This window comes from Pseudothioclava alba (assembly GCF_033100795.1).
GTDB lineage: Bacteria > Pseudomonadota > Alphaproteobacteria > Rhodobacterales > Rhodobacteraceae > Pseudothioclava.
Genome location: NZ_JAWLVI010000001.1, coordinates 227,703 through 251,106 on the forward strand (window position 1 = coordinate 227,703; position 23,404 = coordinate 251,106).

The window sequence follows — 23,404 nt, forward strand, 5'->3', positions numbered from 1 at the left end:
GCGCCCGGCCCCCTGAGGTGCCACGAAAGGCTGGACACTCATGTTCGATATCGGTTGGAGCGAGCTTCTGCTGATCGGCGTTGTGGCGCTGATCGTGGTGGGGCCAAAGGATTTGCCCGGCATGTTCCGCACGCTCGGGCGGCTGACCGCCAAGGCCCGTGCGATGGGGCGCGAGTTTTCGCGCGCGATGGAGGACGCGGCCAATGAAAGCGGTATCAAGGACGCGGCCAGCAACCTGAACGATCTCAAGGGGCTGGCGTCGAAAAAATCGCTCGGCCTTGATGCGCTGGAAAAGGCGACCGATAAGTTCGAGAAATGGGAGCCCAAGCTCGCCTCGGTCTCGCCGGCTTCGAATGCGCCTTCGGCTGACGAGCTTGCGGGCGAACCCGAGCCGCGCAAACCCGCAGCAAAGAAGGCTGTGGCCAAACCTGCGGCGAAGAAGGCTCCGGCGGCCAAACCGGCAGCGGCAAAGCCTGCCGCCCCGAAAAAGGCCGCCCCCAGGAAACCTGCCGCGAAAAAGGGTGACGTATGAGCGCCGAAGAGCATCTGGATGACAGCTCGGCCCCGTTGATCGAGCATCTGGCGGAACTCCGCACGCGGCTGTTGTATTCGCTCGCGGCTTTCGTGGTGGCGATGGTGATCTGCTACGGCTTCTGGAATCCGATCTTCAACATCCTGACCCAGCCGATCTGTCTGGCTTTGGCCGATCGCGGGCAGCAATGCGGGCTTTACCTGATCAAGCTTCAGGAAGGCTTCTTCGTCGCGATCAACATCTCTTTCCTTGGCGGTTTCGCGCTGTCTTTCCCGGTGATTGCCTATCAGCTTTGGCGCTTTGTCGCGCCGGGGCTGTATAAATCCGAAAAGAACGCGTTTCTGCCCTTCCTTCTGGCCTCGCCGGTGATGTTCTTCCTTGGTGCGGCGTTTGCCTATTTCATCATTCTGCCGATGGCGTTCAGCTTTTTCCTTGGCTTCCAGCAAGGCGGGCTTGATGCGGCGGATGCGGCGAATGAAATGGCGGCGATCGGGTTCCAGGGCTCGGTTCAGGAATACCTGTCGCTGACGATCAAATTCGTGATGGCCTTCGGGATATGTTTCCAGTTGCCCGTGCTGCTGTCGCTGATGGGCAAGGCGGGGCTGGTGTCCTCGGCCGGTCTGGCGGGCGTGCGCAAATATGCGGTGGTGGCGATTTTGGTCGTGGCCGCGGTCGCAACGCCCCCCGATGTTATTTCGCAGGTGATCCTGTTCACCGTCGTCTATGGTCTTTACGAGATTTCGATCCAGCTTGTCGCCCGCATCGAGGCGGCACGCAAAAAGCGGATGATCGCGGAAGGGACGTGGTTCGAGGATGAAGACCTTGAATCCGAATTCGACGAAGACGAGGACAAGGCATGAACGAGGCCGCATTGAACCGGATTGCCGCAGCGCTGGAGCGGATTGCCCCAGCACCCTTGCCCGCGCCCGATTTTGATGCGGCCGACGCCTATCTGTGGCAAACCGCGCCCGATCGTCTGGTGCCTGTCCCCGAGGTCTCGCGGGTGGATCTGTCGCTTCTGCAGGGCATCGACCGGTCGCGCGATACGCTTTTGGCCAATACGCTGCAATTCGCGCGGGGTGCTGCGGCGAATAATGCGCTGCTGTGGGGCGCGCGCGGGATGGGGAAATCCTCGCTTGTAAAGGCGGTCCATGCGGCGGCTTTGGCCGAAGGGGCGAACCTGAAACTGGTCGAGCTGTCGCGCGAGGATCTGCCGACGGTGTCGCGGTTGCTGGCGCATCTGCGCGCGGCGCCCAATACGCGGTTTATCCTGTTTTGCGATGACCTGTCGTTCAGCCATGATGACCAGCATTACAAATCGCTCAAGGCGGTTCTGGATGGCGGGATCGAGGGGCGGCCGCGCAATGTGATCTTCTACGCCACTTCGAACCGGCGCCACCTGATGCCGCGCGACATGATCGAGAACGAGCGCTCCACCGCGATCAACCCTGCCGAGGCGGTCGAGGAAAAGGTTTCTCTGTCGGATCGCTTCGGGCTGTGGCTGGGCTTCCACCCGTGTTCGCAAGACGAGTTCTTCGCGATGATCGAGGGCTATTGTCAAGCGCACGGTGTCGATATTTCGCCCGAAGACATGCGCGCCGAAGCGGTCGAGTGGTATCACACCCGCGGCAGTCGCTCGGGCCGGGTAGCGTGGCAGTATTTCACCGATCTGGCAGGGCGGCGTGGCATTAGCCTGTAAGCGATGAAAAAGGGGCCTTCGCGGCCCCTTTCCTTATTGCAGATACGGCATCGGATCGACGCTCTCGAAGCCTTGTCGCACCTCGAAGTGGATGAAGCCCGGCGAGCTGTTACGCACTTTCGCGATGCTCTGGCCGCGCTTGACGCTGTCGCCTTTCTTCACGGTGATCGCGTCGATATTGGCGTAGACCGTCAGCAACCCGTCCGCATGGCGCAGCACAAGGATCGGCACGTTCTCGGTGTCTTTGGTGATCGCGGCGACGGTCCCGGCCTCGGCGGCATGGACGGCCGCGCCCGGAGTGGCCGAAAGATCCACGCCATCGTTCTTGCCCTTGGAATAGGGGCGGATCACCGCGCCCGAGACCGGCATTTCCAGCTTGGACTTCGAGGCCGTGACCTGCTTGCCAAGATCCGGTGCTGCCGTCTTGTCGACGGGGGCCGAGGCTTTGGGCGGCACCTCGGCGGGCAGGGGTTTCGCGGCTGACGGCGGGGTGGGCGTGGTCGAACCGTCACCGGGGGCGGTGGCTGCAGCTTTCGGCGGGGTGGCATTGGCGACGGGGATCAGCAGGAACTGGCCCTCGCGCACGCTCAGATCGGCGGGCAGGCCGTTCCAGTCGGCCAGATTGCGCACCGGCACATTGTAATAGCGCGCGATGGAATAGGCGGTCTCGCCGCGTGCGACCTTGTGGCGGATCGGTTCGGGGCCAGAGGGTTTGCCCTGCACAGGCGTGGGCTTCGGCGCGGTGGTCGAGGCTTTCGGCTGGCTCGTCTCCGCGCGGTCAATCGCGGCCCCTGCGAGCGAGGTAATATCGACCTCGCCCGACTGGATCGCGCCAGCGTTGGTTGCGGGCTCGGCGACACGCACGGGCAGGGCCAGAACCTCGTCCTTGTTCAGCGTCGCATTCGGGGCGACCGCGTTATAGCTTGCCAGCGTTTGCGCATCGACGCCCACGCGGGCAGCGACGGATTGCACAGTGTCGCCGCTGCGCGCGACCGCGACCTGATAGCCGGGATAGGAAATCACGCCGCGCGCATCTGGGGAGGGGCGGCTCGCGCTGGCTTGCCGCGCCGCATCGGTCGTATCAAAGCCGATCTGGCCCCAGTTGCGCAGATCCGCATCAAAGGTGCCGTCCGGGTCACAGGCTGCCAGTCCCATCAGGGCGCTGGAGGCGGCCAGCAGCCGCAATACGCTTGTCCGGTTCATCATCTCTCCGCTCGTCCTCTCGTTTTCTGGCCCTGTTTACCGGACCATTCGCTATGTGGTCAGTCGGCAGCCAGACCTTCAACCAAAGGAACGAAACGAACAGACCGCAACTCTTCGTAATCGAAACCCTCTTGGGTGCGTGTGACGCGGATCAGGCTTTGCACCGCGTCCGACTGCCCGACAGGCACAACCATGATACCGCCGATCTTGAGCTGCGACAACAGGGGGCCGGGCGGGTCTTCGGCGGCGGCGGTCACGATTATACGATCAAAGGGCGCCTGATCCGGGAGCCCGCGCGAGCCATCACCGGAAATCGCGGTGATATTGGGCAGGCCAAGGCGCGAAAACAGCGCCTCCGCCTCGCGCACAAGGCGGCGGTGGCGATCAACGGTGTAGACGCGGCGGCTGAGGCAAGACAGAACCGCCGCCTGATAGCCTGAGCCCGTGCCGACCTCCAGCACCGTGTCGCGCGGGCCAACTGCCAGCGCCTGCGTCATCAGTGCCACGACCGAGGGCTGCGAGATCGTCTGCCCGCAAGCAATGGGCAGCGGCATGTCCTCATAGGCGCGATCCGCGAAAAGCCCCTTCACGAATTGCCCGCGGTCTATCCGCTCCATCGCACCAAGCGTGCGCGCGTCGGTAATTCCCTTTGAGCGCAGGCTGAACAAAAAGCGCATCTTGCGCTCGGCCAGTTCCTCGGCGCTGAGCGGAATATCCGGCTCGTCCGTCATTCGATGCGATCCTTCAGCGCGCCAAGCAGGTCATGCGCGGTCAGATCGGCGCGCATCGGTGTGACCGAGATATATCCCTCAAGGTTCAGCGCTGCGTCGCTGCCCGCTGCGGTCGGTTCATGCTGCGGGCCGCCTTTGATCCACAAGAACCGCTTGCCTTGGGGCGAATGATGCGCCTCGACCGAGAAGAAGCTGTCGCGGCGATAGCCCTGCGGCCCGACGCGGGTGCCTTTGACATTCTGGGCCAGAACGGGGGGGAAGTTGACGTTGTAGAACACGCGGTAATCGCCATCGTCCCAGATGCCGTTCTCCCATATCTTGCGGACAAGGGTGGGGCCGTGGACGCGCGCGGCCTCGAACATATCGGGGGCGTGGACGATCTCGGGGCCGATGAATTGCGACAGGGCGATCGCGGGGACGCCTTGCAACGCGGCTTCCATCGCGCCGCCCAAGGTGCCCGAATAGAGCGCGTTTTCGGCGGCGTTGTTGCCGCGGTTCACGCCCGAAAGCACCAGATCGGGGCGCGCCTCGGCCATCACATCGTAAAGGCCGGCCAGCACGCAATCGGCAGGGCTGCCCTCGGCGGCGAAGCGGCGCTCGCCAAGGCGGGCGATCATCATCGGGTGGGTATAGCTGATGCAATGCGCCACCCCCGACTGTTCGAACGCGGGGGCGACGGTCCAGACCTCGCCCTCGGGGCCCGCCAGATCGGTCGCTATTTCGGTCAGAACCTCAAGCCCCGGTGCGTTGATACCATCGTCGTTCGTGATGAGAATGCGCATGAGACCCCCGAAAATTACGTTCCCTGCCTGATTAGCGCGGGCGGTCGGGGCGGGTAAAGCGCAAAGCTCATCGGGCGCGATTCGCGCCCGGTGCGAGTCTTGTCGGCAACAGGGTTACAGCGAGGCGACGATCCGCGCGGCCTCGACGCGGCAGTCGGTCAGGGCCGAGCGGTCCTCGCCGGGGAAAAAGCGCGCGCGCACAGCGGTCGGCATCGGCGCGGGGGAGTCGATGATGACACGCGGACCGATCTTTTCGCTCTCGCGCTGCCAGCTACGGGCAAGCGCAATTTGCGCGGCTTTGGTGGCGCCATAGGTGCCAAAGAATTTCTCGCCTGCGTGGTCGTCGTCAAAGAACATGGCGGTGCCGGATTTCGCGCGCAAAAGCGGCTCGATCAGCGGGATAAGTGTCGCTGTGGCCGCGATATTAAGCTTGATCGACGGCTCCATGTCGGATTTGTCGATATGGCCAGCGGGCGTCAGGGGGGCTGCGTGAATCGCCGTGTGCAGCCACAAATCGACGCCGCCCCAACGCGCGCCGACAGAACTCGCCAGATGCTCCATCTGCTCGCGCTCATTGATGTCCAGTGGCGCCAGCGTCGCTGTGCCGCCGGCCGCCTGAATCCGGTCGTCCAGCTCTTCCAAGGCGCCGACGGTGCGCGCGACCGCCATCACATGCCAGCCCGCCTTGGCCAGTTCCTCGGCCAAAGCCGATCCAAGCCCGCGCGACGCGCCGGTGATCAGGGCGATTTTCTTGGTGTCTTGCGGGGCGGGTGTGGTCACTGTGCTCATGAAAACGGTCTTTGGCAGAGCGTAAAGCCTCGCGCAAGAGGGCGCGTGCGGGTGCGACGAGACGCGCAGTCCGGCAGGTTTGCAAATTAGCGAAATACGACGCTAGGTAAGTTTGCAATATCGCGCATGACAAGGCGTCATAACGTTGACATACTGGGGCAAGCTGGCGCAAATAGCGCCTGACGGATTTACCAACGGACAGGTCCAAATCATGACTCTTTCGAAGGCTCTTGTGCCCTCCAACTCGATCGTTGCCCGCGCCGCCATGGTTCTGGGCGGGACGGCGGTTCTGGCGACCGCCTCGCAAATCTCGGTGCCGATGTTCCCGGTCCCGATGACGCTGCAAACGCTGGCTGTTCTGGCTATCGGCATGACCTTCGGCTCGCGCCTTGGTCTTGTGACCGTCGCTGCATGGCTGGCCGAGGCTTTTGCTGGCCTGCCGGTTCTGGCAAATGGCGGTTCGACCGCGTCGTTCTTTGGCCCGACCGCTGGCTTCCTGCTCGGCTTCCTGATGATGGTCGCAATCGCAGGCGCCGCCGCAGATCGCGGCATCAAGTCGATGATCGGCCTGACGCTGGTTGGCCTTGTCGCTTCGGTTGCACTTTATGTTCCGGGCCTTGCCTATCCGGCGGCGGTTATGGGCAAAACCATGCCCGAGCTGGTGTCGGGCTGGATGGCTCCGTTCCTCGTGGGCGACGCTGTGAAAGCGGTGCTGGCGGCTCTGCTGGTTTCGGGCGGCTGGTCGGTTCTGGCCAAGCGCTAAGTTAGCGACTTCAAAACGAAAACGCCGCTCCTTTGGGGGCGGCGTTTTTTGTTGCGCTACAGGCTTTTCAACCGTTTCAGGGCGGCCGTGCACATGCCAAATCCGCGCCACTGGCATGGGCCGCAGATGTCATCGAGGATCGTGTCGGGCAGGGCGCGCATCCGGTCAAGCGCCTCGCCCCAGCTTAGCTCATCGCCCTCGTTCAACCGCAAGGCTTTGGCATGGGCCGCGTCCAGCGCCTCGATCTTGCCCGCGCTCTCGCAGCTGTTTCCGCGCCGCGAGGGGCAGGGCGTGCAGATGTCGTCCGCCTCGGTCACGACCACGATCCGCGCCGATTCACCGTCTTGGACGCGCAGCCTGCCCATCACAATTGCCGTCATATTCGCCGTAAAATCGGGCGAGTAGCCCTTTCCCTCAAACCCGAGCGAACAGAGAAAATGATGCGGGCGATAGCGGATCGGTGCTTTCATTCTGGCGTGTAACCCGTTCTGTTAAAAGGAAAAGGCCGGGAAAAACCCGGCCTTTCGATCTTTTGTAGGCAGCCTTAGCGGGCGTCCACGTCGGTGTAGTCGCGCATGGTCTCGCCGGTATACAGCTGACGCGGACGGCCGATTTTGCCCGCCGGATCGCCAATCATTTCTTTCCACTGCGAAATCCAGCCGACGGTGCGCGAGAGCGCGAAGATTGGCGTGAACATCGAGGTGGGGAAGCCCATCGCCTCAAGGATGATGCCCGAGTAGAAATCGACGTTCGGATACAGCTTCTTCTCGACGAAGTAGGGGTCCGAAAGCGCGATTTTCTCAAGCTCTTTAGCGACTTGCAGCGTCTCGTTGTTGTGGACGCCAAGAAGCTCTAGCACCTCGTCTGCCGATTCCTTCATGACCTTCGCACGCGGGTCGAAGTTCTTGTAGACGCGGTGACCGAAGCCCATCAGGCGGAACGGATCGTTCTTGTCTTTCGCGCGGGCCACGAACTCGGGGATGCGATCGACGGTGCCAATCTCGCGCAGCATCTCAAGGCAAGCCTGGTTTGCGCCGCCGTGGGCCGGACCCCAGAGGCAGGCGATACCAGCCGCGATACAGGCGAACGGGTTGGCGCCCGACGAACCGGCCAGACGCACGGTCGAGGTCGAGGCGTTCTGCTCGTGATCGGCGTGGAGCGTGAAGATACGGTCCATCGCTTTGGCCAGCGCAGGCTCCACATGATAAGGCTCGGCCGGAACCGAGAAGCACATGTGCAGGAAGTTCGACGCATAATCGAGGTCGTTGCGCGGGTAAACGAAGGGCTGGCCGATCGAGTATTTATAGGCCATCGCCGCAATCGTCGGCAGTTTCGCGATCAGGCGCATCGAGGCAACCTCACGCTGCCACGGATCGTTGATGTCGAGGCTGTCGTGATAGAAGGCCGACATTGCGCCAACCACACCCACCATCGTTGCCATCGGGTGGCTGTCACGACGGAACCCACGGAAGAAGTTGTGGATTTGCTCGTGGATCATGGTGTGACGGGTGATGCGGAACTCGAAATCCTCCATCTGCTGGCGGTTCGGCAGTTCGCCGTTCAGCAGCAGATAGCAAACCTCAAGGTAATGCGACTTCTCGGCCAGTTGGTCGATCGGATAGCCGCGATACAGCAGCTCGCCCTTGTCGCCGTCGATATAGGTGATCGCCGAGTCGCAAGCCGCGGTCGAGGTAAAGCCCGGGTCGTAGGTGAATACGTCACCCTGAGCGTAAAGTTTGCGGATATCAAGCACATCCGGCCCGACGCTCGGCGACAGGATCGGAAGTTCGATCGTCTTGCCGTCAAACGTGAGCGTTGCGGTTCTGTTATCAGCCATGGCAGTCCCTCTCTCTAGTCCGGCGGGGCCGCGCCGGGAATGTCCGTCCGGGGCCATCCCCGGGTGGGCACCGGCGACCAGGCCTCAGGCCGCCTGCTCCTGGATCCGGGCGAGGCTTTCCTCTTTGCCCAGAACCAGCATCATATCGAAGACGCTGGGAGTTGCTGCACGCCCCGCAAGAGCGGCACGCAAGGGGCCAGCGAGCTTGCCGAAGCCAATTTCATGCGCCTCGGCGACACCATTCGCGGCCGCCTCCAACTCGTCTCGCGTCCAGCTAACATTTTGCAACTGCACAGTCAATTCTTTCAGTATACCACGGGATACTGGATCAAGGTTTTTGAGCGCCTTCTCTTCGATTTCCAAGGGGCGTTCCGCAAAGATAAAGTGAGCCTTTTCAAGGAGATCTGGGAAGGTCTTGGCGCGATCCTTCAGGCAAAACAGACTATCCGCCAACATACGACGCTGCGCCTCGGTCAAAGCGGGCCGTGCAGCCGCAGCAAGAAATGCCTCAATTTCAGGCAAAAGCGCGGAATCGTCTGTCGCGGCGATATGCTGGCCGCAGATATTCTCGAGTTTTTTGAAATCGAGACGCGCCGGAGAGCGACCGATTCCTTTCAGGTCAAACCATTCCGTCGCTTGCGCATCGGTGAAAAACTCGTCGTCTCCGTGGCTCCAGCCAAGGCGGCACAGATAGTTGCGCATGCCAGACGCCGGGTAGCCCATCGCCTGATATTCCTCAAGCCCGACCGCGCCGTGGCGTTTCGACAGCTTTTTGCCATCGGGGCCGTGGATCAGCGGGATATGCGCGAAAACGGGCACCGCCCAATCCATCGCGTTATAGATCTGGATCTGACGCGCGGCATTGGTCAGGTGGTCATCCCCGCGGATGACGTGGGTCACGCCCATATCGTGATCGTCGACAACAACAGCCAGCATATAGGTCGGCGTACCATCAGAGCGTAAACAAACCATGTCATCCAGCTGGTCATTGCGAATCGTGACCTCGCCCTGCACCTCGTCGCGGATCACGGTCTCGCCGTCGCGCGGGGCTTTCAGGCGCACGGCATAGGGTGCATCGGGGTGGGTAGAAGGATCTGCGTCGCGCCAGGGGCTTTGGTAAAGGGTCGAGCGCCCGTCGGCGCGGGCCTCATCGCGGAAGGCCTGAATTTCGTCTTGCGTGGCAAAGCATTTATAGGCGCGGCCAGCGGCCAGCATTGCCTCGGCCACTTCGCGGTGGCGGGGTGCGCGGGCGAACTGGCTTAGCGGCTCGCCATCGTAATCGAGACCCAGCCAGTCCAGCCCTTTCAGGATCGCTGCCGTCGCCTCGGGGGTCGAGCGTTCGCGGTCGGTATCCTCGATCCGCAGCAGGAACTTGCCGCCACGGCCACGGGCGTAAAGCCAGTTGAACAGCGCCGTGCGCGCGCCGCCGATATGCAGATAGCCGGTCGGCGAGGGGGCAAAGCGGGTGACGATCTGGTCGCTCATGGGGCAGCCTTTCTTAACGCCTCTTAGGGATTGCCAAGGCGCATTAACCTTTCGGAAACCATAAGCCCGTAGGCTTTCTCGGGTGGATGCATAAGCAGCCTTGCGCGGAGAAACAAGCGTGGGAACAGCGGGCGGAGGGCAGGTCGCGCCGTTACGGGCGGGAAATTCCCCTTTTCAGTGGATTTGGCGCGTGTCGGGTGCGCTGGCGGCGGCGCGCGCCGATCTGGTGCTGTGGCTGCCCATCGGGCTTGGCTGCGGAATCGGGGGGTATTTTGCACTGCCCGTCGAGCCGGAGATCGGGGCGCTTATGGCGTTGGCCTGTGTCGCGCTGCTTGCGCTTTGGGCTTGGGCGCGCGGCGCAGTTTGGGGGCAGCTTCCGGCGGCGGTTCTGGCGATGATGATGCTTGGGGTTTTGCTGGCCGCCTTGCGCGCGCAATCGGTAGCCGCGCCGGTGCTGGAGGGGCGGTATTACGGGCCGGTCGAGGGGCGGGTTGTCGCGATCGACCGCTCGGCCAAGGATGCGCCGCGCCTGACGCTGGACGGGGTCTATCTCCCCACAGTGGCGACGGAGGTTACGCCTGCACGGGTGCGCGTGGCGCTTTACGGAGATCAACCCGCGTTGCCCGACCCCGGACAACGCGTCATGCTGACCGCGCATTTGCAGCCCCCCAACGGTCCGGCCTCGCCCGAAGGGTTCGACTTCCGCCGTCTCGCATGGTTTCAGGAGCTTGGTGGTTTGGGCTACACCCGCGCGCCGGTTCTGATTACTGCGCCTGCGGCGGAGAATGACCGCTTGCTGGCGGGGTATCGGTTGCGCTTGCGCCTGTCTGCGGCGGTTCAGGCGCGGCTTGCAGGGCAGGAGGGCGCGGTCGCGGCGGCGCTTCTGACCGGAGACCGCTCGGGGATTTCCGAGCGAACCCGCCAGATCATGCGCGATTCGAACCTGTTTCATGTGATTGCTATTTCGGGGCTTCATATGGGGCTGGTGGTGGGCTTTGTCTTCGGGCTGGTGCGCTATGGGCTGGCGCTTGTGCCACCCATAGCGTTGCGCTGGCCGGTCAAGAAAATCGCGGCGGTTCTGGCGCTGATCGCGGCGGGTGTTTACCTTTGGGTCGCAGGGGCGCAGGTCGCGACGCAGCGCGCCTTTATCATGGCGGCGGTGATGCTGGTGGCGGTGATGCTGGATCGGCGCGCGATCAGCCTGCGGACGGTGGCTCTGGCAGCATTGCTGATCCTGCTCTGGCGTCCCGAAAGCCTTGTCGAGCCGGGGTTCCAGATGTCCTTTGCGGCGACTGTCGCGCTTATCGTGGCGTTTGAACATTGGTCGCGCGTCGCGCCCCATATCCCACGCGTGATCCGGCCAGTGGCGATGCTGGTGCTGACCTCGGTCGTGGCGGGGCTGGCGACCGCGCCGGTTACGGCGGCGCATTTCCATCGGGTTTCGGAATACGGGTTGCTGGCGAACCTTCTGGCGGTGCCCTTGATGGGGACGGTTGTGATGCCTGCGGGCGTTCTGGCGGGGTTGTTGGCGCCCCTTGGCCTGTCAGGGGCGGCGCTTTGGGTGATGGGCAAGGGCATCGCGTGGATGCTCTGGGTGGCCGAGATGGTCGCGGGGCTGGAAGGCGCGGTCTTTGCGGTGCCCGCGCCGCCGTGGTTTGTGCTGCCCGTGTTGGCTCTGGCGGCGGCAGGGGCAATTCTGGGCGGGCGTGTGCTGCGCGGGGGGGCGGTTGCCGCGCTGATTTTCGCTTTATTGAAATGGGGTTACGCCCCGCGCCCAGATTTGTTGCTCGCGCCCGAAGGAGAGCTTATCGCCCTGCGCGGGGCCGAGGGGTTAACGCTGTCGAAACCCGTGGCGCGATTTGTTGCGGGACGCTGGCTAGAGGCGGATGGCGATGCGACCGCGCCGGAAAGGGCTGCAAAGCGGGCGGGGTTCAGCGGAGAAAAGGCGCTGCGTCGGGCAAGCCTCAACGGGCGCACCGTGGTGCATCTGACAGGAAAAACCGCCGAGGATCACCTGCCCGAAACCTGCGCTGGCGGCGCGATTGTGGTGATGAACCGCTATGCGCCGCGCGGGGACTGGTCAGGTTGCGACCTGTGGGACAAGCGTCGGCTGGATAAGACCGGGGCGTCCGCCCTGATGCCCGACGGGCGCTGGCTGACCGCGACCGAGAGCGCGGGCGCGCGTCCTTGGGGGCGTCAATAGCTGCGGATCAGCCCGACTAGGCGGCCCTGAACCTTGACCTGATCGTCGCGCAGAAGGCGCGTTTCATAGGCGGGGTTTGCGGCCTCAAGTGCGATCATCCCGTTGCGGCGGTAGAAGCGCTTGAGCGTCGCCTCGTGCCCCTCGACCAAAGCCACAACAATATCGCCGTTATCAGCCGTGCCTTGCGAGCGGATCACGACAACATCGCCGTCATTGATCCCCGCCTCGATCATCGAGTCGCCCTTGACCTCTAGCGCGTAATGCTCGCTCCGGCCCGACACCATCGACCCCGGCACGGCGACGTGGTGTGACACCTCGGAAATCGCTTCGATTGGCACACCGGCGGCAATTCGCCCCATCACCGGCAGTTCAAGCGCGCCTGCGGCCTCGATCGTCATCGCGCCGCGCGGCGGGTCGGTCTTGTCGCCTTCGATCACCTTGGGCGCGAAGCCCGTGCGCGCCCCCTTGGCCTCCAGCGCCTCGGGGAGCTTCACAATCTCAATGGCGCGCGCGCGATGGGCGAGGCGGCGGATGAAGCCGCGTTCCTCCAGTGCCGTAATCAGCCGGTGGATGCCCGATTTCGAGCGCAGATCCAGCGCGTCCTTCATTTCGTCGAACGAAGGAGGAACGCCGTCTTTCGCCATCCGCTTTTGGATAAATTCCAGCAATTCCATCTGCTTGCGCGTCAACATGAGACTATCCTCGCGAAGAAAACCATCAAGAGTTCACTTGATGTTCTAATGCTGTTCCGCTTTCGTGTCAACTCGGGCTTAGCGTAACGGGATAAACTGCACCTCGTCACCTGCTTTGCGCGGACCATCGCCAAGCGGACGGATCAGAAGCGCGTCTGCCTCGGCCAGAACCGAGAGCATGGCGGAATCCTGATTGTCGAAGGGGGTGATCACCGGCAGGGCCGCGCCTTCGGTCAGCCGCGCGCGCATGTAGTGGGTGCGCGGGCCGGTGGGGCCGGTGTCGCGGCCCAAAACGGCGGCGCGCGTCTGGTGGCCCGCGTCCAGCCCCAGCATCCGGTGGATCATCGGGATCAGGAACAGATGCGCGCAAACGGCGGCAGAGACCGGATTGCCCGGCAGGCCGAGCATCGCGGCCTTGCCCATACGCCCCGCCATCAGGGGCTTTCCGGGGCGCATCGCAAGCTTCCAGAAGCTGCGCTCAAGGCCCAGTTCTGCCGCGACTTCGCCCACATGGTCATGCTCGCCAACCGAAGCCCCGCCCGAGGTCAGCACCAGATCGGCGCCCTCGGCCAGCGCGAAAACCGTGCGCAGGCTTTCATGCGTGTCTTGCGCGATCGGCAACATCCGCACGGTGGCACCTGCAGCTTCAGCAAGGGCGCCCACGATAAAGTTGTTCGAGCAGATGATCTGATCCGGCCCGGGGGCTTCTCCGGGCATCACCAGCTCGTCGCCGGTCGAGATGATCGCGATCTCGGGACGGCGGCGGACCTCGACGCTTGCGACATTCATCGCGGCCAGAAGCCCCAGATCGGCGGCAGTCAGCGGGCGAGCAGGGTGGAACTCTTGCCCTTCGGCAAAGTCCTGACCGCGCGGGCGGATGTTGTCGCGCGGATCAAGATCGGCGCCAAGGGTGATCGTCTCGCCCTCGCGGGTGACGTTTTCCTGCAGCACGACGATGCCGCCCTCGGCGGGCGCGGGCGCGCCGGTGAAGATGCGGACGCACTGACCCGCGCCAAGCGTTCCGCCAAAGCTGCGCCCGGCAGCGGATTCCCCGATAACCGCCAGCGTGGCATTCGGCTGGTGGTCCGCCGATGCCAGCCAGTAGCCATCCATCGCAGAGCCAGAAAACGGCGGCTGTGTCAGGCGAGCCTTGGCAGGCGCGGCCATCACGCGGCCCAAAGCGGCCCGCAACGGCACGCTTTCGGACCCGAGCGGCGCGACCAGATCCAGAACCAATGCCAGCGCCTCTTCCACCGAAATCATTGTTTTTCTACCTTCGTTATGCTTCGTAACGGCCTGATTTGCCGCCATCTTTCAGGGTTACGCGGATGCCGCCGATCTGCATCGACTTCTCGACCGCCTTGAGCATGTCATAGACGGTCAGCGCCGCTGCAGAGACCGCCGTCAACGCCTCCATCTCGACGCCGGTCTGACCCGAGGTTTTGACGGTCGCGGAAATCCGCACGCCGGGCAAATCGGGGTCAGGCGTCAGCTCAAGCGCGACTTTGGTGATCGGCAGGGGGTGGCACAGCGGGATCAGATCCGAGGTCTTTTTCGCCGCCATGATCCCCGCAATCCGCGCGATCCCCAGTACATCGCCCTTCTTGGCGGTGCCTTGCAGCACATAGTCCAGCGTCTCGGGGCGCATCATCACCGCGCCTTCGGCCACGGCCACGCGGTCGGTATGGGCTTTGTCCGAGACATCGACCATATGGGCCTGCCCCTGCGCGTCAAAATGGGTCAGGCTCATGCGACCTCCAGCAGGGTTCGGGTGGCGGTTTCAACATCCGTCTGGCGCATCAGGCTTTCGCCGATCAGGAAGCGGCGCGCGCCGACAGCGGCCATATCGGCCAGATCGGCGGGCGTGAATATCCCGCTTTCGCAAACCAGATCGCGACCCGCGTCAAGGATTGCGGGGGCCAGTTCGCGCGTAACATCCAGCGTTACCTCGAAGGTCTTGAGGTTACGGTTATTCACCCCCAGAAGCGGGGACTTCAGGCAGTTCAGCGCGCGGTCCAGCTCGGCGCGGTCATGGACCTCGATCAGCACATCCATGCCCCAACCGAAGGCCGCATCCTCAAGCTCGACCGCCAGCGCATCCTCGACCGACGCCATGATGATCAGAATGCAATCTGCCCCCCAGGCGCGGGCCTCGGCGACCTGATAGGTGTCATAGAGGAAATCCTTGCGCAGCGCGGGCAGAGAACAGGCGCTGCGGGCGGCACGCAGGAACTCGGGCGCGCCCTGGAACGAGGGCGTGTCGGTCAGCACGGACAGGCAGGCCGCTCCGCCTGCCTCATAGGCGCGCGCCAGCGCGGGCGGGTCGAAATCGGGACGGATCAACCCTTTGGAGGGCGAGGCTTTCTTGATCTCGGCGATCAGCCCGTAGCCGGTTTCTGCCTTTGCGGCCAAGGCCTTGGCAAAGCCCCGCGTGGGGTCTTGCGCGCGGGCCTCTGCCTCGACCCCGCCCAAGGGACGCGCGGCTTTGGCGGCGGCGATTTCCTCAAGCTTATAGGCTTTGATCTTGTCGAGGATATTGCTCATTGGGCCTCCTGCGAGATGCGAACCAGCGTATCGAGCGCGTGCAACGCCTTACCCGAAGCGATGCTTTCCGCAGCCAGTTCGACTCCCGATTTCAGGTCGGAAACCTTATCCGCCACGATCAGCGCAGCAGCGGCGTTGAACAGAACCGCATCGCGATACGCCCCCGTCGCGCCTTCCAGAAGAGCGCGCAGGGCAGCGGCGTTCTCGGCTGGTGCACCGCCCAGAATATCGCGCAAGGGGTGAACGGGCAGCCCCGCATCCTCGGGGTGGATGGTGCGCCCCTTGATCTTGCCATCTTCGAGCACCGCAACCGAGGTCGGGCCGGTGATGGAAATCTCGTCCATCCCGTCCTCGCCATGCACGAGCCACGCCTTTTCCGACCCCAGATCCTTCAGCGTCTCGGCCATCGGGTAAATCAGGTCAGGCGCGAAAGCGCCGGTCAGCTGCCGCTTGACGCCAGCAGGGTTGGTCAGCGGCCCGAGGATGTTGAAAATCGTTTTGCAACCAAGCTCTTGGCGCACGGGCATCACATGTTTCATCGCCGGATGGTGCATCGGCGCCATCATGAAACCGATCCCGGCTTCGGCGAGTGCGCGCTCAACGGTTTCTGCGCCCTTCATCACCTCGATCCCAAGCGCGCCAAGCGCATCCGCCGCACCCGATTTCGAGCTAAGATTGCGGTTGCCGTGCTTGGCGACCGGCACGCCTGCGCCCGCCACGACAAAGGCCGTCGCGGTCGAGATATTCAGCGTCCCCATCCCGTCGCCGCCGGTGCCGACAATATCCATCGCGCCTTCGGGGGCTTTGACGGGCACGCATTTCGCGCGCATCGTCGCGGCGGCGGCAGCGTATTCCGACACGGCCTCGCCGCGCGCGCGCATCGCCATCAGAAAGCCGCCCACTTGCGCGGGCGTCGCCTGACCCTCGAACAGCAACCCGAACGCCTCTTCCGCCTGCGAGCGGCTGAGCGGCCCTTCGGAGGCCGCGAAAATCAGGGGTTTCATCAAGTCGCTCATGCGCTCACCTTTACCTTGGCCTCTTCGAGGAAGTTGCGGATCATCTGATGGCCGTGTTCAGAGGCAATCGACTCGGGGTGGAATTGCACGCCCTCGATCAGAAGCGTCTTGTGACGCAGTCCCATGATCGTGCCATCCTCAAGCCAGGCGGTGACCTCAAGGCAGTCGGGCAGGGTCTCGCGTTCGACCACCAGCGAGTGGTAGCGCGTCGCAAGGAAGGGCGAGGGCAGGCCGCGGAACACGCCTTTGCCTTCGTGGATGATCTCGCCCATCTTGCCGTGCACGATCTCGCCCGCGCGCACGACCTTGCCGCCGAATGCCTGACCAATCGTCTGATGGCCAAGGCAGACCCCCAAAAGCGGCACACCCGCCTCGGCAGCCGCCAGCGTCAGCGGCAGGCAGATCCCCGCCTGCGCCGGATCGCAAGGCCCGGGCGAGAGCACAATCGCTTCGGCCCCCATGCCCATCGCTTCTTGCACATCAAGCGCATCATTGCGCACGACGTTCACATCCGCGCCAAGCTCGCCAAAGTAATGGACAAGGTTGTAGGTAAAGCTGTCATAGTTATCGATGAGCAGAAGCATGGCTCTCGGCTTTCGTCTTTGGCCCGGATGGGCTTTTCGGGGCTGTCTCCGGCATTTGGGGGTGAACCGGAAAATTCGTCGCGCTATAGATGGTCAGAGCCCTGCGTCGGGGTCAAGGGCTGAAAGCCCCGCGAAGGGCGCGGAAATGGGCAAAGAAACCGAGGGAGCAGGCAGAAGATGCGTGGTGTGATCGCTGGTTTTGGAACGGGGGGCGTGCTGGCTGCGCTTGGTCTGGGGGCGATGTCGCTGGTGCTGCCCTTGCCCGAGACCCCCGGTGCGCATCTGGCGGCGGCCTTGTCTGCCGCGCGGATGCCTGCGAAGGTTGAACCCGTTGCGGCAGCTCCGACGATTGTCGAGGTTCCGGCGGGGTCCGAGTTTGCCAAGGGACAGGGCGATACCGCACCCGCACGCCCCGCGCCGCCGCAGGCGCCGACACTTGCGGCCCCTTCGGCCCCCGGTGTTGCGCCGCCCGAGGATACGCCCGACCGGATTGCCATTGCCGATACCGCCCCCGCCGCGCGCCCCGAAGCCGTGCCAGAGCCCGCACCCCAGCCGATGACCGAGGCGCCCGCGCAAGCGATGGAGACCCCGCCCGAGGCAGAGGCTCCGGTGCCTGTGCCGCCCCCCGGTGAGGTAACGGTGCCGCAGCTTGGCGGGGTGGAAGAGAGTGCCAGCTCTGCCGAGGTCGAAGTCGTTACCCCAAACGAGCCGGACATCGCGCCTGCGCCGGATAGCCCTGACCAGATGCCGATTGTTCTGGGGGATGGATCGCAAATGCTGATGCCCGATGGCTCGGTCGTGTCCGCCGAGGAGGCTGCGCGTCAGATGGCGGGCGAAGTGACCGCACCCGAGCAGCCCGACCTGAATGAGACTGACGCGGCTGTGCTGGGGCTGCCGTCGGAGAAACCGCTCGAGCTGCCTGCCGGGCTGCCCGATGCTGCCGAAATGCCGCGCGTGTTCTCGGCGCAGGAGCCTAGCAAACCGATGGGCCAAGAGGTGGGCGGCTTAAGCGCCGACCCCGCGATTGTGACCAACCGCCTGCCGCGGATCGGGGATGCCACAGCGGAGGAGCCGGAAACGGAGCCGGTGTCGGAAACGGTATCGCCCTTGCAGCGCTATGCGACGGATTTCCTTTCGACGGATGGCGGGCCGCTTTTCTCGGTGGTGCTTGTGGATGTCGGCGTTGCGGCGGGCGGGCTTGATCCGCAGACCCTCAAAGCGCTTGGTGCGCCGGTGACCGTGGCGATTGATCCCTCGCGCCCCGATGCGCGCGAGGCGGCTGCTGATTATCGCCGCGCAGGGCTGGAGGTTGCAATTCTCGCCTCGGATCTGCCCGCCAATGCCGTCCCGACCGATGTAGAGGTCGCTGTCGAGGCGTGGCGCCAGCAAATCCCCGAGGCGATTGCGATCATGGACGGGCCGAAATCGGTGTTCCAGAACAAACGCCCGCTGGCGCAGGCGATGGTCGCGGTGCTCGCGCGCGAGGGGTTGGGGTTGATCACGCAGCAAAAGGGGCTGAATGCGGCGGCGCAACTGGCTGAAGGCGCGGGCGTGCCGCATATCGAATTGTGGCGTGAGATCGACGCCGCGCGCGACCGCGACACCGTGATCGAGCGGATGCTTGGGCGCGCCGCCTTTGAGGCGCAGCGTGACGGGCAGGTCGCGGTGATGCTTAGCGGCTGGCCCGAAAGCGTTTCGGGCTTGCAGAAATGGCTGCCCGCCGCCGAAGGGGTGGTGACCTTGGCGCCCGCCTCGGGGCTGGTTCTGGGCGACGAATAAGCCCGCGAAATGAAAAAAACGCCTGCCATGATCCGATCATGGCGGGCGTTTTCATGTCGCCTTAAGCGGGTCAGTTATTGCCGCGTGCAAACAGCCCCGCATCCTCGGCTGCTTTGCGCAAAGCTTTGGATTTGTTGACGGTTTCTTCGTATTCGCCTTCGGGGCTGGAGTCGAAGACAACCCCGCCACCGGCCTGGATGTAAAGCGTCTGGTCCTTTACCACCGCCGTGCGCAGCGCGATGCACATGTCCATTTCGCCATTGGCCGCGAAATAGCCGACGCCACCGCCATAGATGCCGCGCTTTTCGGGTTCCAGCTCGTCGATGATCTCCATCGCGCGGACCTTGGGCGCGCCCGAAACGGTGCCCGCTGGCAGACCTGCCAGCAGCGCCGACAGCCCATCCTGATCGTCGCGCAATTCGCCCACCACGTTCGAGACGATATGCATGACGTGCGAATACCGCTCGATGATGAACTTTTCGGTCGGGTGGACGGTGCCGATCCTGGCCACGCGCCCCACGTCGTTGCGCCCCAGATCCAGAAGCATCAGGTGTTCGGCCAGTTCCTTTTTGTCCGAGAGCAGGTCTTCTTCCAGCGCCTTGTCCTCGGCCGGTGTCGCGCCGCGCGGGCGGGTGCCTGCGATCGGGCGGATCGTCACCTCGTTCTCGCGCAGCCGCACGAGGATTTCCGGGCTGGCACCGACAATCTGGAAACCACCGAAATTGAGGAAGAACATAAACGGCGAGGGGTTCGTCCGGCGCAGGCTGCGGTAAAGCGCAAACGGCGGCAGCGGGAAATCTGCCGACCAGCGCTGCGCGGGGACGACCTGAAAAATATCGCCCGCACGGATGTAGTCCTTGGCCTTCTCCACCGCGGCCATATAGCCCTCTTTGGTGAAGTTCGAGCGCATCTCGCCCACTTGCGCAGCCTCGCCCAGATCGCGGCTTTGCGCGGGCGCGCGGTCCAGATCGCGCAGCGCATCCATCACGCGCTCGGCGGCCTGTGCATAGGCCGCGCGGGCCGACAGCCCCGAGCCCTGGAACGCGGGCGCACAAAGGATCACATCGCCCTTGACGCCATCCAGAACCGCCACGACGGAAGGCCGCATCAGCACCGCATCAGGCACGCCGATCGGATCGGGGTTCACATTTGGCAGATGCTCGACCAGACGGATCGTGTCGTAGCCCAGATAGCCGAAAAGCCCCGCCGCAGCCGAAGGCAGGTCGTCCGGCATCTCGATCCGGCTTTCAGCGATCAGGGCGCGCAGGCTTTCGAACGGATGGCCGGGCAGGTCTTCGTAGACCTCTTCGAAACGCGCATTGCGGTTGATCCGCGCGGCCTCGCCCCGGCATTCCCAGATCACATCGGGCTTCATGCCGATGATCGAGTAGCGTCCGCGCACCTCGCCGCCGGTGACGGATTCAAGCATGAACGAGTTTTTCTGCGCATCCGCGAGCTTGAGCATCAGCGAAACCGGCGTGTCCAGATCAGCGGCCAGACGCGCGTAGACAAGCTGGTTCTCGCCTTTGGTCCAGGCCGCCTCGAACGCCTCGAAGGAGGGGGACAGAGCTACCATACGCGGGCCTCCTTACTGCATCTGCGACAGCACAGCGTTGATCGCAGCCGTGTCGAGGCTCAGCCCCGCTTCGGCCTGAATGGCGCGTGCGTAATAATCAAGAACATCGCCGGCAAGCGATTGCGCAAGCTGCGTGTCGACCATGGTGCGGATCTGTGCGTTCTTCGGATCTGCTGCATCGACCGGATTGATCGAGACAAGCTGCGCGACAGCGATGGTCTCGCCATCCGACACAACGATTGCATCGCCAACAGCGGCCAGCGCGAAGACCTGCTCGCCAAAGCCCATCGGCGCGCCTTCGACAAAGCCACCACGATTGAGCGCGGTCACTTTGGTCACGATCATGCCGGTTGTGCCAAGCGCGGTCTCTGCCGACAGTCCGGCGGCAATCTCTTCGGCGCGGGCGGCTTTGCGTTGTGCAAGCTGATCGGCGCGCCAGGCTGCGGCCACCTGATCGCGCACCACGTCAAACGGGATCAGCGCGGCTGCGGTGACGCCGTCAAGGCGCAGCGCGAAAAGGCCGCCATCGGGCAGGTTGGCCAGCTCGGGGAAGTCCTCTTGCGTGACTTTCCGGGCCACCGAGCGGAATTCCTCGTAGCCCGCGATTTTCTCTTCGCTGTTCGGCCCAAGCGAAATCCAGCCAAGCTGCATGTCGGTTTCTTCGGCAATCTGTTCCAGCGTCGATCCACCCGCGACACGGTCCTCAAGGTCCGAGGTCATATCACCGATCATCCGGCGCGCGCGGTCGTTTCCGGCCTCGGCGGCCAGTTCGTCGCGGACTTCCTCGAAGGTGGTTTCTTGCGGCGCGATAATCACGTTCATCGAGAACAGCGCAGGGCCGAGATCGGTGTCGATCGGGCCAACGACGCCCGGCGCATCAAGACCGAACACAGCCGCGCCTGCCGCGCCAAGCTCGGCCTTCGAGACCTCGCCCATATCGGTATCGTCCAGCGTCAGGCCGCGCGCCTCGGCCAGATCGGCAAAGGTGGCTTCGCCTGCGTCAACGCGGGCTTTCGCGGCGGCGGCCTCTTCGGCCGAGGGATAGACCAAGCGATCAACGATGCGCTTTTCGGGCTGCACATAGTCGTCGATGCGGGCGTCATAGGTGGCGCGCAGCGTTGCCTCATCGGGGGATGCCTGATCCAGCAGCATCGCGGGTGTCAGCCAGACATAGGTGATCTGGCGCGTTTCGGGTGCGGTGAAGGCATCGGAATGTGCCTGATGGAAGGCGGTCAGCTCGTCCTCGGTCGGCTCGGGCAGAGCCTCGGTCAGATCGGCTTGCGTCACTTCGGCCCAGACCAGATCGCGGGTCTCACCGATAAAGCCAAGATAGGCGTCAGAGGCGGCGGAGGGCGCCGGAATGCCCGAAGCGACCGCGCCTTGCAGGATCGAGCGGCCGATGTCCTGACGCAGATTGGTTTCGAACTGTGCCTCGGTAAAGCCCTGTTGGCGCAGCGTCAGGCGATAGGTCTCGCGGTCGAATTTGCCGTCCAGCCCCTGAAACGCCTCAGCACTGGTGATTTCCTTGTGCAGCTCCTGATCGCCTGCGGAAATGCCGATGAGGCGCGCGGCCTCGTTCAGCGCGGCCTCACCAAACAAAGCAGCCTTCACCTGCTGGTCAAGACCCACCGCGCGGGCGTCGTCCAGCGTCATCGGGCGGCCCGTGTTCTGGGCGGCGGCGTTCATCTGGTTGCGCATCGCGCGGGCGAAATCGTTGACCGTCACATCGGTTTCCCCGATCGAGCCGATCGCCGCCAGACGCCCGCCGAAATTCGAGATGCCAAAGCCCCCGAGACCCAGAACCAGCATCGCCAGAAGAACCCAGACGATCGCGCTTTTGCCGTGGCTGCGCAGCTTATTGGACATAGGGGCTCCTCCCGCAATTTCAGGCCGTTTCGGGGTGTTTAGGGCTTTGGCAGGATGGCCGCAAGGCTTGGCGCGCGCGCCCCGCACGAAGGAGCATCAATTCTGCGCGGGGCAGGCCGCTTTCGCGGCCCCAAATGAATACGCCCCGAAGATCGGGGCGCATAAGACATTTTCTTAGGGTAGGGATCAATCCGTGCCGCGATAGGGCTGAACGTATTGCAGCGCCATGTCCCACGGGAAGAAGATCCAGGTATCCTGGCTGACCTCGGTGATGAAGGTGTCCACCTGCTCGCGGCCTTTGGGTTTGGCATAAACGGTGGCGAAATGCGCCTTCGGGAAGAGCTTGCGCACCAACTCCAGCGTTTTACCCGAGTCGACCAGATCGTCCACGACCAGAATACCGGTGCCGTCGCCCATCAGATCGGCCTGAGGCTGTTTGGTGACCATCGCCTCGCGTTGGGTCTGGTGCGAGTAGGATTTCACCGAGATCGTATCAACGACGCGGATGTCCAGCTCGCGCGCCACAATCGCCGCCGGAACAAGCCCGCCGCGTGTGATCCCGACAACGGCCTTCCACGCGCCATCATCCGGGCCTTTGCCATCCAGACGCCACGCCAGCGCGCGGGCGTCGCGGTGAAGCTGGTCCCAGCTGACGTGAAAGCCTTTTTCGTGGGGCAGGAATTCGGTCATCCCGTCTCTCCTCAGTCCAGTGCGAGTTTCAGGCCAAGCATCCCAAGAAGCCCGCCGAAAACCCGGTCGATCAGTGTTTTCAGGTTAAGATAGCCGCGCCGCGTGCGTTCGAGCGAGAAAATCCGCGCGACGATCACATTCCAGCCCGCATCGTTGAAGAAGATGATCCCGAGGATCACCAGATAGACCCAGACCGGCGCGGCAGGCGGCACGAAGGTCAAAAAGATCGTGCCGAAGAACACCGCCGGTTTCGGGTTGGCAAGCTGGGTCGCAATGCCAAGCCAGACCAGCTCAAGGCGCGAGCGCGCGGCATGGCCTTCGGGGATGTCCATCGACATCGGCTCGGGGGCGTGGCGCCACATCTTATAGGCCAGATAGAGCAGATAGGCCGCGCCCACATATTTCAGGCCGGTCAGCAGGGGCGGCGCAAGTTTGAACAGAACCGCCAGCCCGAAGAAGGCCGCGACCGCCCAGATGCAGGCGCCAAGCCCGATCCCCACCGCCAGCCATGCGCCGCGACCAAAGCCTTCACGCAGGCTGGTGCGCGCGGCCAGCAGAACGGCTGGCCCCGGCGAAATGGCCGCCGCCAGATGCACGAAATAGATCGCAGCAAAGGCGGCGAGGCTCATGATG

The 23,404-nt window shown here is 63.8% G+C and carries 23 protein-coding genes; 6 read left to right on the forward strand and 17 right to left on the reverse strand.

Features of this window, described 5'->3' with window-relative positions; all coding sequences use genetic code 11:
• Positions 1-40: 40 nt before the first annotated feature.
• From tatB to RYZ20_RS01110, 3 genes are read left to right on the forward strand one after another with little or no spacing between them, the layout of a single operon-like run.
• On the forward strand, positions 41-532 hold the full coding sequence (gene tatB / locus RYZ20_RS01100; RefSeq protein WP_317670035.1) for a Sec-independent protein translocase protein TatB: 492 nt from the start codon (positions 41-43) through the stop codon (positions 530-532).
• Positions 529-1,392, forward strand: coding sequence for a twin-arginine translocase subunit TatC (tatC, locus tag RYZ20_RS01105; protein ID WP_317670036.1), 864 nt, complete (start codon positions 529-531; stop codon positions 1,390-1,392). Before tatB ends, tatC begins: the two co-directional genes overlap by 4 nt.
• Entirely contained in the window at positions 1,389-2,231 is an 843-nt protein-coding gene (locus RYZ20_RS01110) for an ATP-binding protein (RefSeq protein WP_317670037.1), read from the forward strand. Before tatC ends, RYZ20_RS01110 begins: the two co-directional genes overlap by 4 nt.
• A gap of 33 nt (positions 2,232-2,264) precedes the next feature.
• Here RYZ20_RS01110 and RYZ20_RS01115 read toward each other — a convergent pair whose 3' ends face one another.
• The 4 genes from RYZ20_RS01115 to RYZ20_RS01130 form a co-directional block, all read right to left on the reverse strand.
• Positions 2,265-3,437: a peptidoglycan DD-metalloendopeptidase family protein gene (locus RYZ20_RS01115; RefSeq protein WP_317670038.1), complete on the reverse strand. Its 1,173-nt coding sequence runs from the start codon at positions 3,435-3,437 to the stop codon at positions 2,265-2,267.
• A 56-nt stretch (positions 3,438-3,493) separates the two neighbouring features.
• Positions 3,494-4,165 (reverse strand): protein-L-isoaspartate(D-aspartate) O-methyltransferase, encoded by a 672-nt coding sequence (locus RYZ20_RS01120; RefSeq protein ID WP_317670039.1) that lies wholly within the window; start codon positions 4,163-4,165, stop codon positions 3,494-3,496.
• Positions 4,162-4,947 carry a 5'/3'-nucleotidase SurE gene (gene surE, locus RYZ20_RS01125; RefSeq protein WP_317670040.1) on the reverse strand — a complete coding sequence of 262 codons (786 nt, stop codon included), beginning with the start codon at positions 4,945-4,947 and terminating at the stop codon, positions 4,162-4,164. The genes RYZ20_RS01120 and surE overlap by 4 nt, the downstream gene beginning before the upstream one ends.
• 114 nt (positions 4,948-5,061) lie before the next feature.
• The gene (locus RYZ20_RS01130; protein ID WP_317670041.1) at positions 5,062-5,736 is read right to left on the reverse strand and encodes an SDR family NAD(P)-dependent oxidoreductase; all 675 of its coding nucleotides are present in this window, start codon (positions 5,734-5,736) and stop codon (positions 5,062-5,064) included.
• Positions 5,737-5,947: 211 nt separating this feature from the next.
• Here RYZ20_RS01130 and RYZ20_RS01135 point away from each other — a divergent pair, with 211 nt between their 5' ends.
• Entirely contained in the window at positions 5,948-6,499 is a 552-nt protein-coding gene (locus tag RYZ20_RS01135; protein ID WP_317670042.1) for a biotin transporter BioY, read from the forward strand.
• 56 nt (positions 6,500-6,555) lie between these two features.
• Here RYZ20_RS01135 and RYZ20_RS01140 read toward each other — a convergent pair whose 3' ends face one another.
• From RYZ20_RS01140 to gltX, 3 genes are all read right to left on the reverse strand, one after another.
• On the reverse strand, positions 6,556-6,969 hold the full coding sequence (locus RYZ20_RS01140; protein ID WP_317670043.1) for a DUF1284 domain-containing protein: 414 nt from the start codon (positions 6,967-6,969) through the stop codon (positions 6,556-6,558).
• 74 nt (positions 6,970-7,043) lie between these two features.
• On the reverse strand, positions 7,044-8,336 hold the full coding sequence (gltA, locus tag RYZ20_RS01145; protein ID WP_317670044.1) for a citrate synthase: 1,293 nt from the start codon (positions 8,334-8,336) through the stop codon (positions 7,044-7,046).
• Positions 8,337-8,420: 84 nt separating this feature from the next.
• Positions 8,421-9,821 carry a glutamate--tRNA ligase gene (gltX, locus tag RYZ20_RS01150; protein WP_317670045.1) on the reverse strand — a complete coding sequence of 467 codons (1,401 nt, stop codon included), beginning with the start codon at positions 9,819-9,821 and terminating at the stop codon, positions 8,421-8,423.
• A 190-nt stretch (positions 9,822-10,011) separates the two neighbouring features.
• Between gltX and RYZ20_RS01155 the strand changes: the two genes are divergently transcribed.
• Positions 10,012-12,024 (forward strand): ComEC/Rec2 family competence protein, encoded by a 2,013-nt coding sequence (locus RYZ20_RS01155; protein ID WP_317670046.1) that lies wholly within the window; start codon positions 10,012-10,014, stop codon positions 12,022-12,024.
• Here RYZ20_RS01155 and lexA read toward each other — a convergent pair.
• The 6 genes from lexA to RYZ20_RS01185 form a co-directional block, all read right to left on the reverse strand.
• Positions 12,018-12,716 (reverse strand): transcriptional repressor LexA, encoded by a 699-nt coding sequence (lexA, locus tag RYZ20_RS01160; RefSeq protein ID WP_317670047.1) that lies wholly within the window; start codon positions 12,714-12,716, stop codon positions 12,018-12,020. The genes RYZ20_RS01155 and lexA overlap by 7 nt on opposite strands.
• Before the next feature lie 78 nt (positions 12,717-12,794).
• On the reverse strand, positions 12,795-13,979 hold the full coding sequence (locus RYZ20_RS01165) for a molybdopterin molybdotransferase MoeA (protein ID WP_317670048.1): 1,185 nt from the start codon (positions 13,977-13,979) through the stop codon (positions 12,795-12,797).
• A gap of 16 nt (positions 13,980-13,995) precedes the next feature.
• Positions 13,996-14,466 carry a cyclic pyranopterin monophosphate synthase MoaC gene (gene moaC / locus RYZ20_RS01170; RefSeq protein ID WP_317670049.1) on the reverse strand — a complete coding sequence of 157 codons (471 nt, stop codon included), beginning with the start codon at positions 14,464-14,466 and terminating at the stop codon, positions 13,996-13,998.
• Positions 14,463-15,260: an indole-3-glycerol phosphate synthase TrpC gene (trpC, locus tag RYZ20_RS01175; protein ID WP_317670050.1), complete on the reverse strand. Its 798-nt coding sequence runs from the start codon at positions 15,258-15,260 to the stop codon at positions 14,463-14,465. The genes moaC and trpC overlap by 4 nt, the downstream gene beginning before the upstream one ends.
• Positions 15,257-16,276, reverse strand: coding sequence for an anthranilate phosphoribosyltransferase (trpD, locus tag RYZ20_RS01180; protein WP_317670051.1), 1,020 nt, complete (start codon positions 16,274-16,276; stop codon positions 15,257-15,259). Before trpD ends, trpC begins: the two co-directional genes overlap by 4 nt.
• Complete coding sequence (locus RYZ20_RS01185) at positions 16,273-16,860, reverse strand: anthranilate synthase component II (RefSeq protein ID WP_317670052.1); 588 nt, start codon at positions 16,858-16,860, stop codon at positions 16,273-16,275. Before RYZ20_RS01185 ends, trpD begins: the two co-directional genes overlap by 4 nt.
• Before the next feature lie 177 nt (positions 16,861-17,037).
• Here RYZ20_RS01185 and RYZ20_RS01190 point away from each other — a divergent pair, with 177 nt between their 5' ends.
• Complete coding sequence (locus RYZ20_RS01190; RefSeq protein WP_317670053.1) at positions 17,038-18,639, forward strand: divergent polysaccharide deacetylase family protein; 1,602 nt, start codon at positions 17,038-17,040, stop codon at positions 18,637-18,639.
• 70 nt (positions 18,640-18,709) lie between these two features.
• Here the strand turns inward: RYZ20_RS01190 and trpE are convergent, their stop codons facing one another.
• The 4 genes from trpE to RYZ20_RS01210 all read right to left on the reverse strand — a co-directional run bounded on the left by trpE (position 18,710) and on the right by RYZ20_RS01210 (position 23,400).
• Positions 18,710-20,215, reverse strand: coding sequence for an anthranilate synthase component I (gene trpE, locus RYZ20_RS01195; RefSeq protein ID WP_317670054.1), 1,506 nt, complete (start codon positions 20,213-20,215; stop codon positions 18,710-18,712).
• Between the two features lie 12 nt (positions 20,216-20,227).
• Positions 20,228-22,081, reverse strand: a complete 1,854-nt coding sequence (locus RYZ20_RS01200; protein ID WP_317670055.1) for a peptidylprolyl isomerase — start codon at positions 22,079-22,081, stop codon at positions 20,228-20,230.
• A 186-nt stretch (positions 22,082-22,267) separates the two neighbouring features.
• Positions 22,268-22,771, reverse strand: coding sequence for a xanthine phosphoribosyltransferase (gpt, locus tag RYZ20_RS01205; protein WP_317670056.1), 504 nt, complete (start codon positions 22,769-22,771; stop codon positions 22,268-22,270).
• 11 nt (positions 22,772-22,782) lie between these two features.
• Positions 22,783-23,400, reverse strand: a complete 618-nt coding sequence (locus RYZ20_RS01210; RefSeq protein WP_317670057.1) for a LysE family translocator — start codon at positions 23,398-23,400, stop codon at positions 22,783-22,785.
• Positions 23,401-23,404: the final 4 nt, after the last annotated feature.